This is a genomic window from Ruegeria sp. AD6 (assembly GCF_056542325.1).
On record NZ_JBQFZQ010000001.1, the window covers coordinates 727,408 to 744,581 of the forward strand.

The window sequence follows — 17,174 nt, forward strand, 5'->3', positions numbered from 1 at the left end:
GATCAGGAAGCCCGCGGAGTATATCCATGGGCATGATTACAGAGCTTGGTCACTTCGCCCTAATTCTAGCCTTTCTGATCGCCATCGTGCAAAGCGTGGTGCCCCTTGTCGGCGCTGCCAAGCGGTGGACCGGGTGGATGATATTTGCGGAACCTGCCGCGATTTCACAGTTCCTGCTGACCGCATTTTCATTTGGGGCCTTGGTCTGGGCGTTCACAAGCTCGGATTTCTCGCTGCGGATCGTGGTTGAAAACAGTCACTCTGCGAAACCGATGATCTACAAGATCAGCGGGACATGGGGGAACCACGAAGGGTCGATGCTGCTATGGGTGCTGATCGTGACTCTGTTTGGTGCCATGGCAGCGGTGTTTGGGGGTGGCTTGCCGCCGACGTTGAAGGCACGGGTGCTGGCTGTGCAATCGGCCGTGGCGGTGGCGTTTTTTGCCTTTATCCTGTTCACTTCGAACCCGTTCGACCGGCTTGCCGTTGCGCCCTTTGATGGGCGCGACCTGAACCCGCTGCTGCAGGACCCCGGTTTGGCGTTTCACCCGCCGTTTCTGTACCTCGGCTATGTGGGCCTTAGCATGGCCTTCAGCTTTGCCGTCGCCGCGCTGATCGAGGGGCGGGTTGATGCGGCCTGGGGGCGGTGGGTACGTCCGTGGACTCTGGCGGCCTGGGTCTTTTTGACCATCGGTATCGCGCTGGGATCGTGGTGGGCGTATTACGAGCTTGGCTGGGGTGGGTTCTGGTTCTGGGACCCGGTCGAGAATGCCTCGTTCATGCCGTGGTTGCTGGCGGCGGCGCTGTTGCATTCGGCCATTGTGGTTGAAAAGCGCGAAGCGTTAAAAAGCTGGACCATCTTGCTGGCGATCATCGCCTTTGGGTTCTCGCTGATCGGGACGTTCATTGTCCGCTCGGGCCTACTGACCTCGGTGCACGCCTTTGCAACGGATCCCGAGCGCGGCGTGTTCATCCTGATGATCCTTGTTTTCTTCATCGGCGGCGCACTGACCCTGTTTGCGGCGCGCGCGCAGGCGATGGAGGCTAAGGGCGTCTTTGGTGTTGTCAGCCGTGAAAGCGCGCTGGTGGTGAATAACGTTCTTCTGGCCGTCAGCTGCTTTGTCGTATTCGCCGGGACCATGTGGCCGATGGTGGCCGAGATGATGTTTGACCGGAAACTCTCGGTCGGGCCGCCGTTTTTCAATGTCGCCTTCACGCCGTTCATGGTGCTGCTGGGTCTCGTTCTGCCCATTGGTGCGATGCTTCCTTGGAAACGGGGCAAGCTGGGCAAGACGGCATGGTCTCTGCGCTATGCCTTTCTGCTGGCCGTGGCCTTGGGGCTGTTGGTTTGGGCAATGCAGACCGGGCGCAGCGCGCTGGGTCCGGTGGGGCTGTTCCTTGGGGCCTGGATCACGCTCGGCGCGATTATTGATCTGTGGAGCCGTACGGGCCGAAAAGGAAATCTGAAACGGCTGTTTCGCCTGCCGGGGGCCGATTGGGGCAAGGCCGTGGCCCATACCGGGCTGGGCGTCACCATCTTCGCCATCGCCGGTCTGACCGCGTGGGAGGTTGAGGATATTCGGGTCGCCCAACCCGGTCAGCCGTTCGAGGTGGGGCAGTTTACCCTGACGCTGGAAGACGTGCGACGCGTGCAGGGACCGAACTATTTTTCGACCACGGCCGATGTTCTGGTTGAATCCGGTGATCGGGTGATTGGCACTTTGCACCCAGAGAAACGAGACTATCCGGTGGCGCGCATGCCCACCACCGAGGCGGCGATTGACTACCGGGTTCTGCGTGATCTTTATGTGGTGATTGGCGATCAACAGGCCGATGGGGGCTGGGTGATGCGGACCTATGTCAAACCTTTTGCCAACTGGATCTGGGCGGGATGTATCCTGATGGCGCTGGGTGGTGTTCTCAGCCTGTGTGACCGTCGTTTCCGGGTTGCTGCTGGCGCGCGCAAGACCCCCTCGGCCGGAGTACCTGCGGAATGAAGCGCCTGATCTTGATCCTGATGCTGCTGGCGACGCCCGGATTTGCCGTGCAGCCTGACGAGGTTCTGGACGATCCGGTTCTGGAACAGCGCGCGCGTGACCTTAGCACGGGGTTGCGCTGTCTGGTGTGCCGAAATGAAAGCATCGATGAAAGCAACGCGGACCTCGCCCGCGATTTGCGCCTGTTGCTGCGGGAACGGCTGGTCGCGGGGGATACAGACGAGCAGGCGATTTCCTTTATCGTCGATCGCTATGGCGAATATGTGTTGCTGAAACCGAAAGTTACGGGATCCAACCTGATGCTGTGGCTGGCCGGTCCGCTGATGCTGCTGGTTGCGGCTGGCATGGGGTGGAACTTTGTTCGAAACCGTTCCAAAGTTCAGGCGGCGGGCGAGACGGATACGCTCAGCGACGAAGAAAAGGAACGGCTGCGTCAGATTCTGGAAGATTGACGCGCGGTTCCACTTCCCCTTGTCCTGCGAATACGTCAGGGTTCGCTGAAACTGTCGCCAGGGGAGGCTTTGCATGGATTATGAAACGATCCTGTTGGACATCACGGACGGGCTTGCCGTTCTGACATTCAACCGTCCGGACAAGATGAACGCTCTGACCACGCAGATGCGCGCGGAAATCACCCATGCCATGAAACACGCCGCTCGCCACGCGCGCTGTGTCGTGCTGACCGGAGCCGGTGGGGCGTTTTGCTCGGGGCAGGATCTGGGCGATGCGTCATCGACCGGGAAGATCGATCTCGAACGGTCCCTGCGTGATGAGTATCAGCCGATGCTTGAAACCATCCATGACTGCCCGGTTCCGACCATCGCCGCCGTGAACGGCCCGGCTGCCGGGGCGGGGGCGAATCTGGCGCTGTGTGCCGATGTGGTGATCGCAACCGAAAGTGCGTATTTCCTGCAGGCTTTTGCCCTGATCGGACTGTTGCCGGATGCGGGCGGAACCTGGTTCATGCCGCGTCAGATGGGGCTGGCCAAGGCGATGGGGGCGTCGCTGTTTGCCGAGAAAATCGGCGCCCGTCAGGCGGATGACTGGGGTTTGATCTGGGAAGCGGTCGCGGATGAGGATTTTGCCGCGCATTGGCGCAAGCGGGCCACCTATCTGGCCAACGGCCCGACCGCAGGCTTTGCAGCGATGAAACAGGCCCTGCGCGGAACATACGAAAACACGCTGACGCAGCAGTTGACGACCGAGGCGCATTTGCAGGGCGAATGCGGACGTTCGCGCGACTTTGCCGAAGGTGTTGTGGCCTTTCTGGAAAAGCGCCCCGCCAAATTCGAGGGGCGCTGATCGCAATCAGGCGCGGCGGCGACGGCGCGTGCGCCGTTCCGGCGCTGCCGCATCCTCGCCCGTGCCGTCCGAGGCCGACGTGAACGGCCCCAACGCGTCTGCGATCTGATCCAGCGTTGGACGTTCCGTGCGCGGCGTGGTGTCCAAAGCGCGGCGCATCTTTTCCAGATGCGCGGGCATGGTACCACAGCAGCCACCGATGATGGTGGCCCCGGCATCGCGGGCCATCACGGCGTATTGCGCCATCAGATCAGGCGTACCGTCATAGTGGATGTGGCCATCCACATATTTCGGAATACCCGCATTGCCTTTGGAAATCAGCGGGCGTTCGGTGCCCTGAGCCGCAAAGCCCAGAACCGTGCGCAGAATGTCCGACGCGCCTGTACCGCAATTCGCGCCAAAGGCCACTGGCGGGTTGGGCAGGGTCTCGACCAGCAGGGCCAGATCGGAAGAGGTCACGCCCATCATGGTGCGCCCGGCGGTGTCAAAGCTCATGGTGCCACACCAGGGCATGTCGGCCAGTGTAAACGCCTCGGCGGCGGCGCGGAATTCCTCGGGCGCGCTGATGGTTTCCAGCCACAAGACGTCAGCGCCACCTTCTTTCAGCGCCTCGGCCTGTTCGTGAAACATCTCGACCGCTTCCGCATGGGACAGGCTGCCGACAGGCTCCATGATCTCACCGGTCGGGCCGACGGACCCGGCCACGATCACGGTGCGCCCGGCCTTGTCCGCCACTTCACGGCCCAGTTCGGCCCCGATGCGGTTCAGCTCACCCACGCGATTCTGTGCGTCATGCAGTTTCAGCCGTGCGGCCGTGCCACCAAAGGTGTTGGTCAGAAACAGATCGCTGCCCGCATCGACCGAACCCTGATACAGCGCCCTGATCTTGTCCGGCGCGTCAACGTTCCAAAGCTCGGGCGCATCGCCGGATTGCAGGCCCATATTGAACAGATTGGTGCCGGTCGCGCCGTCTGCCAGAATGGCATCGGCGGTGTTCAGAAGTTCAGTCAGCGCGTTTGTCATTGGGGTATTCCGAAGCAAGGCGTAATGCGCCTGTAAGAAAAAAGAGACGCCCCGTGTCTCATGACAGGGGCGTCAAATCAAATTCATATTACTCATGAAGATCATGAGCAATTCTGTGAGAAGGGTCAGATATCGGCCTCGGCCATGACCTGTTCTTTGGCCTCGACCAGCAGCTCGACCATCTTTGAACGGATTTTGGCTTCATCCGCCAGATCACCCAGATAGCCTTTGACCGCGTTGACCACGTCATCCTCGCTTACATTCTGCAGGTCCGTGTGCACCAGTTCCTGCCCGTATTTGCGCGCCTGTTCAACGGTCTCGCCCTTCAGGGTCGAGGCCCAGACAGCCATAAACCGGTTGCGGCGCATCCGGGCGATGAACTGCATCTTTTCGTCATGTGCAAATTTCGATTCAAACGCAGCTTCACGCTCGTCAAAAGTGGTCATGGGACAGGGGCCTCTTGGGTTAGGATGTCTGCATTGATGATATGACCATACGGGACCATCGGTGCAAGGTATTTGCGCTGTGTCAAAGTCTCGCTGGTCTGTAAACTTGCGGGAAGAGGGGGCTTGGACTATGAGGACGCCAACGTGAGGGGACTCGATCCCTCTGATCAGTCTGGAAAGGTCGCTTATGGCGCGTCGCAAGAAAATCTACGAAGGCAAAGCCAAGATTCTGTATGAAGGCCCCGAGCCGGGCACGATTGTGCAGTATTTCAAGGATGACGCCACCGCGTTCAATGCGGAAAAGAAGGACGTGATCGATGGCAAGGGCGTGTTGAACAACCGCCTGTCCGAGTTCTTCATGAACGGTCTGAACCAGATCGGCGTGCCCACGCATTTCATCCGCCGCCTGAACATGCGCGAGCAACTGGTGCGCAATTGCGAGATTGTGCCGCTGGAAGTGATCGTCCGGAACTATGCCGCAGGGACGATGTCCAAACGTCTGGGCATTGCCGAAGGCACGCAGTTGCCGCGCCCGATTGTCGAGTATTGCTACAAGGATGACTCGCTGGGCGATCCGCTGGTCACCGAGGAACATATCGCCGCCTTCGGGTGGGCCAGCCAGCAGGACATGGACGATATTCTAAGCCTTGCGCTGCGGGTCAATGATTTCATGAGCGGCCTGATGCTGGCTGTCGGAATTCGCCTGATCGACTTCAAGATCGAAATCGGGCGCGTTTTCGATGGCGATTACCAGCGCTTGATCGTGGCCGATGAAATCAGCCCCGATAGCTGCCGGTTGTGGGATATTGAAACCGGTCAGAAGCTGGACAAGGACGTATTCCGCCGTGATTTGGGCAATCTGACCGACGCCTATTCGGAAGTTGCACGTCGTCTGGGTGTGCTGCCGAAAAGCAACGTGACCAAGCCAACGTTGATCAACTGATCCCTTTGGCTGATGAAACAAAGCGCTACCGCGAATCCGGTGGCGCTTTTTTGTTGGGATTGAAAGCCCGTCCAGTGTGACCGCCCTTTGCGGATTCAGAGCCGCCGAATTGCCTGGCTTTGTCGCACATGCCCGTCGGTGGCGGCCAGAAAACGACCTGCGTCAAACTGCGGTGCAAACAGGGTTGTCCCAAGGCCGCAACCACGCTATCCCCCGCGCAACGAAATGGGCCCTGACGCGCGGCCCGCAGGTGGAGTTGCGAAAATGAAAGCACGGGTGCATGTGATGCTCAAGAACGGGGTGCTGGACCCGCAGGGCGAGGCTGTGCGGCACGCATTGGGCGCCATGGGCTTTGATCAGGTCGAAGGTGTGCGCCAGGGCAAGGTGATCGACCTTGAGCTGGCAGACGGCGCGACCGAGGCTGACGTGACCGAGATGTGCGAGAAGCTGTTGGCCAATACGGTCATCGAACGCTACGAGATCGAACTGGTCTGATATTACCCGCAAAGGAGGGTCTGCCATGCGTGCTGCCGTCATCGTATTCCCCGGCTCGAACTGCGACCGGGACCTTGCCGTGGCTTTCGAACAGGCCGGTTTTCAGGTCGATATGGTCTGGCACAAGGATGCGGCATTGCCGGACGGGATCGACATCGTCGGCGTTCCGGGCGGCTTTTCCTATGGCGACTACCTGCGGTGTGGCGCGATTGCGGCCCAATCCCCGATCTGCAAGGCGGTTGTCGAACATACCGAGCGTGGCGGCTATGCCGTGGGTATCTGCAACGGCTTTCAGATCCTGACCGAGACCGGTATCCTGCCGGGCGCGCTGTTGCGTAATGCGGGGCTGAAATACATCTGCAGAACTGTCGGCCTGAAGGTCGAAACCAGCAACAGCGCCTTTACCGAAGGCTACAATGCTGGCGACGTGATTGGCATTCCGATTGCGCATCACGACGGCAACTATTTCGCGGATGATGCCACATTGTCCACGCTGCGCGATCAGGACCGGATAGCGTTCACCTATACCGAGAACCCGAACGGCTCGGTCGGGGATATTGCTGGTATTTTGTCGGAAAACCGTCGTGTTCTCGGGATGATGCCGCACCCGGAACGGGCCGCGGATGAAGGTCACGGCGGCACCGATGGTACGGCATTGTTCCGCGCATTGTCGGGCGTGCTCGCTCCGGCGTGACTTGAGGTTGGGCCCTAGCGCGCGTACCTTCTGGGTATGAGTACCGAGGTTCGCACAGGCTGGTCCAAACTGGCACGACCCTTTCGCGGGGCACCTCTGGGGTGGCGGCTGCGTCTGGCCATCATCCTGCTGCTTTTGGTCACGGTAGCAACGGTCTGGATCACCAACCGTCTGCTGACCGACCGCTTCACCGAAGACACCCGAAACAGCGCCGAACTGCGGCTGGCGCTTGATTCCGGCAACTTGCTGAGCGAGTTGCGCCGCAACGCCATTGTTCCGCAATTGTTGTCGCGCGACCCCACCCTGATCTCGGCGTTGCAATCCAGCGATTATACGCTGTCCACCCAACGCCTGATTTCGTTCGTGGAAGAAATCGGCGCCGCGTCGCTGATGCTGCTGGATGGAGACGGGCGTACGGTTGCCGCCACCGACCGAAACCGACTGGGTGAGGCGCATCGAAACGCGCCTTATTTCGTGGATGCAATCCGGGCCAATTCGACCTTGTTTTCGGTCATACCAAGGGAATCCGGCGGCTACAGCTTTGTCTATTCGCGCCGAATTCAAGGTGCGGCCGAAATCCTCGGCGTGATCGTGGTCGAGGTCGATTTGCAGAAATTCGAGCGGGCCTGGGCAGGTATTTCGCACGCCGTTCTGGTGACCGACAGCACCGGCAACATCATCCTTTCAACCGAGCCGCAATGGCGCGGTCTGGATGAGACGTCGGCGATGCTGCGCCAACCGCCTCAGGGCGCAATTCAACGCGCGATCCGGGCCACGACCGATTGGACGGCGCTTCCGCCCGACGCCTACCTGCAGGGTGAGGCGGTGATGCGAATGGAAAAACGCATCCCGTTCCGCGGCTGGCAGATGACCTCGTTCACCTCGTACGAGTCGGTGCGCGAGCGGGTGAACAGCGTGCTTGCGCTGGAAATCATGGGATTTGCGATTCTTCTGGCGCTGACCTTCTATGCGCTCAGCCGTCGGGCCACCTTGCGGATGGCCCTGTTCCAGCGCGAGTCGGCAGAGCTTCGCGCATTGAACACAAGGCTACAGCGGGAAATCGCTGAGCGGGAAAGGGTTGAAAAGACGCTGGATTTGGCCGAGCAGACCCTTGCCCAAAGCTCGAAACTGGCGGCGTTGGGCGAGATGTCTGCGGCGGTGAGCCACGAGCTCAATCAACCGCTGGCGGCGATGAAAACCTATCTGGCTGGCGCGCGTCTGCTGCTGCGCCGCAACCGCCCCGAAGAGGCGCTGGCCAGCTTTGGCCGCATCGATGGGCTGATCGAGCGCATGGGTGCGATCACACGGCAACTGAAATCTTACGCTCGCAAAGGGGCAGATGCGTTTTCACCTGTGAATCTTGGTGAAGCGCTGGCCTCGTCCCTGTCGATGATGGAACCGCAACTGCGCCAGCGACATGTGAAGATCACTCAGATCCTGCCGGAAGAACCTGTGGTGGTGATGGGTGACCGGATGCGGATTGAGCAGGTAATGGTCAACCTCTTGCGCAATGCGCTGGACGCCACCAAATCGGTGGCAGAGCCGGATGTGGAAATCATCCTGGCAGCGGGTGATACGGCGGTGCTGACCGTGCGCGACAATGGCTACGGGATCGAGGATATCGAGAACCTGTTCGAGCCCTTCTACACCACCAAGCAGCCCGGCGATGGCGTCGGACTGGGGCTTGCCATCTCGTCCGGGATCGTGAACGACCATGGTGGACGGCTAACCGCGCGCAACGGACAACACGGCGGCGCGGTGTTCGAAATGCAATTGCCGATACTGGGAAGCGACGGCCTTGAGGCCGCAGAATAAAAGGGAAGACTATGGCACAGGCCATGAAGATCGCCATTGTGGATGATGAACAGGACATGCGCCAGTCGATCAGCCAATGGCTGGCATTGTCCGGATATGACACCGAAACCTTTGCCAGCGCCGAAGATGCGCTGAAGGTGCTGGGGCCGGACTATCCGGGCATTGTGATCTCGGATATCAAGATGCCCGGGATGGATGGTATTCAGCTTTTGAAAAAGCTGATGGGGGCGGACAGCACTCTGCCGGTGATCATGATCACCGGTCACGGCGATGTACCCATGGCGGTTGAGGCGATGCGGGTTGGGGCGTTCGATTTCCTTGAAAAACCGTTCAATCCGGATCGCATGTCGGAACTGGCCAAACGCGCCAGCAATGCGCGGCGTCTGACGCTGGACAACCGGGCGCTGCGGCGCGAGTTGTCGGGCGGCACCCAGATCATGAACAAGCTTATCGGGGCCAGCCCGGTTATGGAACGCCTGCGCGAGGATATTCTGGATCTGGGTCAGGCGGACGGTCACGTTTTGATCGACGGCGAGACCGGAACGGGTAAGACGCTGGTAGCCCATGCGCTGCACGCGGTTGGCAGCCGGGCGGGTAAGAAGTTCGTTCTGGTGTCCTGCGCAGCGCTGGAAGAAGAGGCGCTGTCCAAACGCCTGTTTGGCCCGATGATGCCCGAAGACGCTCAACTGCCCGCGATTGAGGAAGCCCGTGGTGGTACGCTGGTACTGGAGGATGTGGAGGCCCTAAGTGACACGCTGCAAGCGCGTTTGCTGAGCGTGATGAACGAACAGGGCACCCCGGCGGAAACACGCATCGTTGCGATTTCGAACCTGCAAGAGGCCGGAAAAACCAGCGAAGACGTGCTGCGCCCGGACCTGTTCTATCGGCTTGCCGCGCTGCGGATCACCATGCCGCCGTTGCGTCAACGGGGCGAAGACATTCTGACCCTGTTCACCCGCCTCAGCGAGCAATTTGCCGAGGAATATGGCTGTGATGCGCCGCAGGTCAGCGCTCAGGAAGCGGCGCAGCTGTTGCAGGCCCCGTGGCCGGGGAATGTGCGTCAGTTGATCAACATCGCCGAACGGGCCGTGCTGCAATCGCGGCGTGGGTCGGGGACGATTGCATCCTTGCTGATGTCGGATCACGAGGAAATGCAGCCGGTGATGACCACCGAAGGCAAGCCGCTGAAAGAATATGTCGAGGCATTCGAGCGGATGCTGATCGACAACACGATGCGGCGACATAAAGGTTCTATTGCCTCGGTCATGGATGAGCTGTGCCTGCCGCGTCGGACGTTGAATGAGAAGATGGCGAAATACGGGCTTCAACGGTCGGACTATTTGTGAGGCCGGGGAGGGGGGCCAGCCCCCCTCTTGAGCCATAGGCTCAATTCACCCCCCGAGGTATTTTTGAACAGAAGAAGATGGGCGCGGCGCGTTTGAGATGGACGGGATGCAGTTTGCCCATTGTGTTTTCCACAGGACTGCTTTTATTGTGTCCGAACGGGCCGGGCCATTTTTGCGCCTTTAAGCCCCGAATCTTTGAGTTTCGCTGCGTCGCAGCAGGTGATCTTTTGTTTTCACCGCGAAGCAGACCGATTGTGCCCCGATCCATGGGGCAGTTGAGTACCTGAGCCCGATGCGTCGGGTGAAAGGAATAAATGGGCAGGCAGCGATCCCAATCGCGCCTGTCGGAGAAGAACCGCGATGACGCGCGCGCAACGTTTGAGAGACCGGGCAGGGGGCCATAGCGCCAGACCCTGCCGCGCGCCGTCCGATATCGCCCTGACAAGACACCTCCCCAAAAGCGCCTGTCCGCCTGGACGGGTCAGGACAACGCGTTTGGCGCGGTGCACCAAGGACACATGGCTAAGAAAATGCTTATCGATGCCACCCACGCGGAAGAAACCCGCGTCGTGGTGGTCGACGGAAACAAGGTCGAGGAGTTCGATTTTGAATCCGAAAACAAACGCCAGCTTGCTGGCAACATCTATCTTGCAAAAGTAACCCGGGTCGAGCCGTCGCTGCAGGCGGCCTTTGTGGATTATGGCGGGAACCGGCATGGGTTCCTGGCATTTTCCGAGATTCATCCCGATTACTACCAGATCCCCGTCGCCGACCGTGAGGCGCTGATGGAGGAAGAGCGCGCTTATGCCGAGGCCATGAAGGCACGGGATGAAGCGGAAGAGGCCAAGCCGAAAAAACGCCGGTCGCGGTCGCGGACCAAGGCGGCGGATGTGAAATCCGATGATGCGGTCGAGTCGATTGAAGTGTCGTCCGAACCGAGCGGCATGGAAACCATCGATCTTGAAGACGGGGAAGAGGCGGAACTGGCGGTGCCCGAGGGGACCTCACCGGTTGATTTGGTTGCAGACACTCCGGTGGAAGAGCCGGCGGATGAGGAAACGCCTGCAGAAGACGCGGCGGATGTAGCGGTCGAGGCCGATGAGCAGGCCGCGGAAGAAACTGACTCTGCGGCTGAGACGCGAGCAGAGGGTGAGGCCGATGCAGAGGTGGACGCCTCGGCAGAGGACGCTGCGGACTCGTCGGACGAGGTGAGCGAGCCAGAGCAGGCTGAAGAAGAAGCCAAGGCCGATGCCGAAGGTGAGAACCCCGAAGACGGTAACGCACCATCGGATGCAACTGCCAAGGATGCTTCGATTGAATCGGTTGCGGATGAAGATGACAGCGAGGATATTCGCCCTCCGCGCAAGCCGCGGCCGCGTCGCTACAAGATTCAGGAAGTCATCAAGGTGCGCCAGGTTCTGCTGGTGCAGGTCGTCAAGGAAGAACGCGGCAACAAGGGTGCTGCGCTGACCACATATCTGTCGCTTGCCGGGCGCTACTGCGTTCTGATGCCAAACACCGCGCGCGGTGGAGGGATCAGCCGCAAGATCACCAATGCCCCCGACCGCAAGAAGCTGAAAGAGATCGCAGCCGAGATCGACGTACCGACCGGCGCGGGCCTGATCATTCGGACCGCCGGGGCCAAACGCACCAAATCCGAGATCAAGCGCGACTATGAATACCTCCAGCGTCTGTGGGAGCAGATCCGCGAGCTGACGTTGGAATCCATCGCGCCCGCGAAAATCTACGAGGAAGGCGATCTGATCAAACGGTCGATCCGCGATCTTTATAATCGCGATATCGATGAGGTTCTGGTCGAAGGCGAGGGCGGCTATCGCATCGCCAAGGACTTCATGAAGATGATCATGCCGTCCCACGCCAAAAACGTGAAACGGTATGAGGACGCGCTGCCGCTGTTCGCGCGCTATCAGGTGGAAAGCTATCTGGCGGGGATGTTCAACCCGACTGTGCAGCTGAAATCCGGTGGCTATATCGTGATCGGCGTGACCGAGGCGCTGGTGGCGATCGACGTGAACTCAGGCCGGGCCACCAAGGAAGGCTCGATCGAGGAAACGGCGCTCAAGACCAACCTTGAGGCGGCTGAGGAAGTGGCGCGGCAGTTGCGTCTGCGGGACCTTGCCGGTCTGATCGTCATCGACTTTATCGATATGGACGAGCGCAAGAACAACACCGCTGTTGAGAAGCGCCTGAAAGACAAGCTGAAAACCGACCGTGCGCGCATTCAGGTTGGCCGCATCTCGGGCTTTGGCCTGCTAGAGATGAGCCGCCAGCGCCTGCGCCCCGGTATGCTGGAAGCGACCACGCAGCCGTGCCCGGCCTGTCATGGCACCGGCCTGATCCGCTCGGACGACAATATGGCGCTGTCGATCCTGCGTCAGATCGAAGAGGAAGGCACCCGCCGTCGCTCGCGCGAGGTGTTGGTGCGTTGCCCGGTCAGCATCGCCAATTTCCTGATGAACCAGAAGCGTGAGCATATCGCCCAGATCGAGGCGCGCTATGGTCTGTCGGTACGGGTCGAAGGCGATCTGCATCTGGTCAGCCCTGATTTCTCGATGGAGAAGTTCAAGACCGCAAGCCGGATCGTGCCCGAGGCGACCGCGCCTGTTGTTTCTGCGGATGCCTCGCTGATGGATCTGGTCGATGCGACCGATGAGGATGAGGCGGAAGAGGAAACGGTTCAGGCCGAGGAAGAGACCAAGCCCAAGCGCAAGCGTCGCCGTCGCCGTCGGAAGAAGGGTGGCAATGCGGCTGAACAGCAAGACGCCGGGACGGATTCTGACGCCGTGAGCGAAGAGGCCGGTTCTGACGAGGATGCCTCTGACGATGCCAAGCCCCAAGAGGGTGCCGACGCGTCCGAGGATGAGGACAAGCCTGCGAAGCCAAAACGCCGCCGAGCACCGCGCCGTAAAAAGAAGGATGCGGAACCGGTTGCGGCCGAAGCTGAGGCAGAGACCGGTGACCCGGAAGCGGTGACTGAGGAAGCCCCCGCTGAGCCTGTTGCTGAACCCGAGGCCGAAGAGGTTGCTGCGGAAGCCGAAACCCCTGCGATGTCTGAGCCCGAAGAGGTTCAGGCCGAGGCTGTAGAAGTCGCTGAGTCGGTGGAAGAGCCAATCGAAGCCGCAGACGCTCAGGAAGACCCTGCTGAGGCGAAAGAGGTTGCAGCCGAACCCGTCGTCGAAGACACGCCTGCCGAGCCGGTTGCAGAAGAAACCGCAACAGAGCCGGTCTTGGAAACGGTGGCGGAAGAGCCCGAAAAGCCCAGCGAACCGCCCAAGCCAAAACGGCGCGGATGGTGGTCCTTGGGCCAGTAGACAAAAGAAAGGCGGGCCAGGTGCCCGCCTTTTTCTTTGGCTCGATCCGATCAGGCTGATTTTTGGATCAGATACACCTGATGGCCGTTCTCTTCTTCCTGCGACAGCAAGTTATGGCCGCTTTCCATGCAGAAATGTGGAACATCGACGATTGCGGCCGGGTCATCCGCCAGCACACGCAAAAGCCCCCCGGCAGGCAGGGATTTCAGCCGCTTACGGGCTTTCAGAACGGGCAGGGGGCACAAAAGCCCTAGCGCGTCGAGTATCTCGGGTTCGTCAGTCATGTTGATTGAGATATTTCCAACGGGCGACGCTGTCCAGCATGCAACATACGACCACGAGGATGTGACTGAATGGCCCCGTGACGAAATCCACCTGATACCATATGTGCTTAGTCATGTTCGGAATTGATATCATCGACGCGGGGCTGCTGCCCGCCATGTTCATCGCCATGATCGGTGGGTTGATCAGTTTTCTGTCGCCCTGCGTTCTGCCGATTGTGCCGCCCTATCTGGCATATATGAGCGGCGTGACCATCAATGAGATGCAGGATGAGGCACGCGCGCGGCGCAAGGCGACCCTGTCGGCGCTGTTCTTTGTTCTGGGCCTGTCGACCGTCTTTCTGCTGCTGGGCTTTACCGCCTCGGCGTTTGGGGCGTTTGTGCTGAAGAATCAGGTGCTGTTTGCCAAGCTCTCGGGTGCGGTGGTTATCGTCTTTGGCCTGCACTTTCTGAACGTCTTCCGCATTCCGCTGCTGGACCGCGAGGCGCGGGTTGAAACCGGTGATTCCGGAGGCTCGGTGTTCGGCGCTTATATCCTTGGTCTTGCCTTTGCCTTTGGCTGGACGCCCTGCATCGGCCCGCAATTGGGGGCCATCTTGTCCCTGGCGGCGTCAGAGGCATCGGTTGCGCGCGGCACGTTGTTGCTGGGTGTTTATGCTGCGGGTCTGGGCATTCCGTTCCTGCTGGCGGCGATGTTCCTGAACCGCTCGATGAGTGTAATGAACCGGATCAAGCCATACATGGGCACGATTGAGAAGGTGATGGGCGGTCTGCTGCTGTTTGTTGGGATCATGCTGATCACCGGCCTTTTCACCGAATTCAGCTGGTGGCTGCTGGAAACCTTCCCGGCACTGGCGGTTCTGGGCTGATCCACCTTACCTTGGCCGCAATGCTGCGTTAACCTGCGCAGTAGAAGGTAAGGCCATGAGCAGTCACACAAATCAGCCTCAGGTGCGTAAACGCCGGGTGTTCTACATCCCCGGCTACGACCCGATTCCGGCGCGCCGGTACCGTGAGCTATATCGGACCGAGTCGCAGACGCAGGCCGAGATTTCGGGCTATAGGATTGCTATGTCTCCCAAACCTGTCGAAGGACCATTTGGCTGGCAGGTGACATCGGTTCAGGATGGCATGGAGGTCCAGACGGACATAGACGTTCTCGTCTGGTCCGACATCGTGCGCGACAGCATGTCCGGGTCGATTTTGGCGACCTATCTTCAACTCGGGCGCACAGCGTGTACCTATATCTCAACCGGCACGCTGAAACGGCTCAGTCAGTTGCGGAAAGGGCCGGTGATCGCGGCGCTGTATCCGGTTGGCATGCTCTTACTGCAATTGGCGGCTGCGATGATCGTCGTGGCGGTTGCGGTGGCTAATCTGAGTTGGTGGGGTCTGTTGCCCTCATTGGCTTTAGCTTACCTGCTGCTTCAATGGTTTCGAAAGATCGACAACCGGCTGTTCGCCTACTACCTCATGCACGACTACGCCTATTCCGCACAACTGAACGGGGAAACACCCGCTGGGCTGCAGGATCGTCTGGATGAGTTTGTGCACCTGATTGATGCCGCGTTGGATGCAGATGTGGATGAGGTTCTGGTCGTCGGCCACAGCTCTGGCGCGCATCTGGGCGTGTCTGTTCTGGCCGATTTGATCCGCGCGCGCGGCGATCTGCCGAACCGCCCGGTTCTGTCCTTTTTGACGCTCGGGCAGGTGGTTCCGATGGTCTCGTTTCTGCCCCAGGCCACAAAACTGCGGGGTGATCTGCGGTTTCTGTCGTCGCAAAAGGCTTTGACTTGGGTCGATGTTTCGGCGCCGGGCGATGGGTGCTCCTTTGCGCTTTGCGATCCGGTTGCGGTTAGCGGGGTGGCCGGGCCGGACAAGATCTGGCCGCTGGTCCTGTCTGCGGCGTTCACTCAGACACTGACGCCGCAGCGCTGGGGGGAATTGCGTTGGAAATTCTTCCGGCTGCATTTTCAATACCTTTGCGCTTTTGACCAACCCGGAACCTATGACTACTTCCGCATCACGGCGGGGCCCCAGACACTGGGTGCACGGTTCAAAGGGCGAACCCCGTCCAAAACCCGCATCGAGACCGCGGTTTCGAAACATACGAGTGTCGAAGCATGACCCCTCCAAAGCCGCGCTCTCGTCCTGATCGTGTTTCGCTGTGGCGCTATCTCAAACTGTTCCGCCGCGATCTGCTGTCCGCGCAGCCCGAGCGGTTGTACCGCGCCTGGATGGCCGAGTTTCGAACGCCTTTCTTCCGGTCCTACATGATTAATCAGCCGGACCTGATTGACACCGTTCTGAAAAAGCGCCCCGACGACTTTCCTAAGTCCAGCCGTATCAGCGAAGGGCTGCGCCCATTGTTGGGCAATTCGGTCTTCCTGACCAATGGCGACGTCTGGAAACGCCAGCGCCGCATCATTGACCCCGCTTTCGAGGGCGGACGTCTGAAAGACACGTTTCCCGCCATGCTGGCCGCCGCCGACGCCTGCGTTGAACGGCTGCGCGGTCAGGCCGGGGCTGAGGTCGAATGCGAAGAGGTGACCAGCCACGCCGCTGCCGATGTGATCTTTCGGACGCTGTTTTCCGTACCGATCGAGCATGAGATCGCCGCCGAGGTGTTTCGTAAGTTCCGAACCTATCAGCGCGAACAACCGTTGCTGAATCTGGCGGCCTTTGTGCCGCTGCCACGCTGGTTGCCCCGGTTGCATTCGAAACGCACCCGTCAGACGGCTCGGGAAATCCGCGACCTTATCGCCAGACTCACGTCCGAGCGGGCCGTGGCGATTGCCCAAGGCGAGGCCCCGGATGATCTGGCAACCAAGATCATGACGACGCCTGATCCCGAAACCGGTGCGTGTTTTGACACCGAAGAGATGATCGATCAGGTCGCGATCTTCTTTCTGGCGGGCCATGAAACCAGCGCCTCGGCGCTTGCGTGGACGTTGTACCTGATGGCGCTGTACCCTGAGTGGCAGGAGAAAGTCGCGCAAGAGGCCGAGGCGTTGGACGTCCCCTCCTTCGCCGTCATGTCCAAGCTGAAGCTCAGCCGTGATGTGTTTCGCGAGGCATTGCGGCTGTACCCGCCGGTGCCGATGATGGTGCGGCAAGCCTCTTGCCCTGAAAGATTTCGCAATCGCGAAGTGCCGAAGGGGTCCCAGATCGTTATCAGCCCGTGGCATCTGCACCGCCAAGAACGGTTGTGGGATAACCCCGACGCATTCGATCCGGCACGCTGGCACACCGAAAATGGCAAGTCCTGTCAGCGCGACGCCTATATCCCGTTCTCCACTGGCCCGCGTGTCTGTACCGGGGCGGGGTTTGCGATGGTCGAGGGGCCGTTGATCCTTTCCACGCTATTGCGCAGGTTCAGATTCGAAACAATCGCCGAAAAAACACCGGTTCCGGTGGCCCATCTGACCGTCAGATCGAAAGACGGCATTTGGTTGCGCGTGGTTGAGCGCTAACAAACTATCATCGCCCAACGCCGTGCT

General features: G+C 60.0%; 15 protein-coding genes. 12 read left to right on the forward strand and 3 right to left on the reverse strand.

Annotated elements, in window-relative coordinates; genetic code table 11:
- Positions 1-32: 32 nt before the first annotated feature.
- From ACR0KJ_RS03445 to ACR0KJ_RS03455, 3 genes are all read left to right on the forward strand, one after another.
- Positions 33-1,997, forward strand: a complete 1,965-nt coding sequence (locus tag ACR0KJ_RS03445) for a heme lyase CcmF/NrfE family subunit (RefSeq protein WP_170622285.1) — start codon at positions 33-35, stop codon at positions 1,995-1,997.
- A complete protein-coding gene (locus tag ACR0KJ_RS03450; RefSeq protein ID WP_170450864.1) occupies positions 1,994-2,449 on the forward strand; it encodes a cytochrome c-type biogenesis protein in 456 nt (151 codons plus the stop codon). The genes ACR0KJ_RS03445 and ACR0KJ_RS03450 overlap by 4 nt, the downstream gene beginning before the upstream one ends.
- Positions 2,450-2,522: 73 nt before the next feature.
- On the forward strand, positions 2,523-3,299 hold the full coding sequence (locus tag ACR0KJ_RS03455; protein ID WP_170450861.1) for an enoyl-CoA hydratase-related protein: 777 nt from the start codon (positions 2,523-2,525) through the stop codon (positions 3,297-3,299).
- A gap of 6 nt (positions 3,300-3,305) precedes the next feature.
- On the opposite strand, the gene bmt is transcribed toward ACR0KJ_RS03455, so the two are convergent.
- A complete protein-coding gene (gene bmt / locus ACR0KJ_RS03460) occupies positions 3,306-4,322 on the reverse strand; it encodes a betaine--homocysteine S-methyltransferase (protein WP_480625979.1) in 1,017 nt (338 codons plus the stop codon).
- A 125-nt stretch (positions 4,323-4,447) separates the two neighbouring features.
- Positions 4,448-4,768, reverse strand: coding sequence for a DUF1476 domain-containing protein (locus tag ACR0KJ_RS03465; RefSeq protein ID WP_170450857.1), 321 nt, complete (start codon positions 4,766-4,768; stop codon positions 4,448-4,450).
- A 187-nt stretch (positions 4,769-4,955) separates the two neighbouring features.
- Between ACR0KJ_RS03465 and purC the strand changes: the two genes are divergently transcribed.
- The 6 genes from purC to ACR0KJ_RS03495 all read left to right on the forward strand — a co-directional run bounded on the left by purC (position 4,956) and on the right by ACR0KJ_RS03495 (position 13,393).
- Positions 4,956-5,711 carry a phosphoribosylaminoimidazolesuccinocarboxamide synthase gene (gene purC / locus ACR0KJ_RS03470; protein WP_170450855.1) on the forward strand — a complete coding sequence of 252 codons (756 nt, stop codon included), beginning with the start codon at positions 4,956-4,958 and terminating at the stop codon, positions 5,709-5,711.
- Between the two features lie 264 nt (positions 5,712-5,975).
- On the forward strand, positions 5,976-6,206 hold the full coding sequence (purS, locus tag ACR0KJ_RS03475) for a phosphoribosylformylglycinamidine synthase subunit PurS (RefSeq protein ID WP_117872765.1): 231 nt from the start codon (positions 5,976-5,978) through the stop codon (positions 6,204-6,206).
- Positions 6,207-6,231: 25 nt separating this feature from the next.
- Positions 6,232-6,900, forward strand: a complete 669-nt coding sequence (gene purQ, locus ACR0KJ_RS03480) for a phosphoribosylformylglycinamidine synthase subunit PurQ (RefSeq protein WP_170450854.1) — start codon at positions 6,232-6,234, stop codon at positions 6,898-6,900.
- Between the two features lie 36 nt (positions 6,901-6,936).
- Positions 6,937-8,715: a sensor histidine kinase gene (locus tag ACR0KJ_RS03485; RefSeq protein ID WP_480625980.1), complete on the forward strand. Its 1,779-nt coding sequence runs from the start codon at positions 6,937-6,939 to the stop codon at positions 8,713-8,715.
- A gap of 11 nt (positions 8,716-8,726) precedes the next feature.
- Entirely contained in the window at positions 8,727-10,061 is a 1,335-nt protein-coding gene (locus ACR0KJ_RS03490) for a sigma-54-dependent transcriptional regulator (protein ID WP_170450850.1), read from the forward strand.
- A gap of 518 nt (positions 10,062-10,579) precedes the next feature.
- Entirely contained in the window at positions 10,580-13,393 is a 2,814-nt protein-coding gene (locus ACR0KJ_RS03495; protein ID WP_480625981.1) for an Rne/Rng family ribonuclease, read from the forward strand.
- 50 nt (positions 13,394-13,443) lie between these two features.
- On the opposite strand, the gene ACR0KJ_RS03500 is transcribed toward ACR0KJ_RS03495, so the two are convergent.
- Positions 13,444-13,677: a sulfurtransferase TusA family protein gene (locus tag ACR0KJ_RS03500; protein ID WP_170450846.1), complete on the reverse strand. Its 234-nt coding sequence runs from the start codon at positions 13,675-13,677 to the stop codon at positions 13,444-13,446.
- Positions 13,678-13,790: 113 nt separating this feature from the next.
- Here ACR0KJ_RS03500 and ACR0KJ_RS03505 point away from each other — a divergent pair, with 113 nt between their 5' ends.
- From ACR0KJ_RS03505 to ACR0KJ_RS03515, 3 genes are read left to right on the forward strand one after another with little or no spacing between them, the layout of a single operon-like run.
- On the forward strand, positions 13,791-14,543 hold the full coding sequence (locus ACR0KJ_RS03505) for a cytochrome c biogenesis protein CcdA (RefSeq protein ID WP_170450844.1): 753 nt from the start codon (positions 13,791-13,793) through the stop codon (positions 14,541-14,543).
- Positions 14,544-14,598: 55 nt separating this feature from the next.
- Positions 14,599-15,801 (forward strand): hypothetical protein, encoded by a 1,203-nt coding sequence (locus tag ACR0KJ_RS03510; RefSeq protein ID WP_480625982.1) that lies wholly within the window; start codon positions 14,599-14,601, stop codon positions 15,799-15,801.
- A complete protein-coding gene (locus tag ACR0KJ_RS03515) occupies positions 15,798-17,147 on the forward strand; it encodes a cytochrome P450 (RefSeq protein ID WP_480625983.1) in 1,350 nt (449 codons plus the stop codon). Before ACR0KJ_RS03510 ends, ACR0KJ_RS03515 begins: the two co-directional genes overlap by 4 nt.
- The last annotated feature ends 27 nt before the right edge of the window (positions 17,148-17,174 follow it).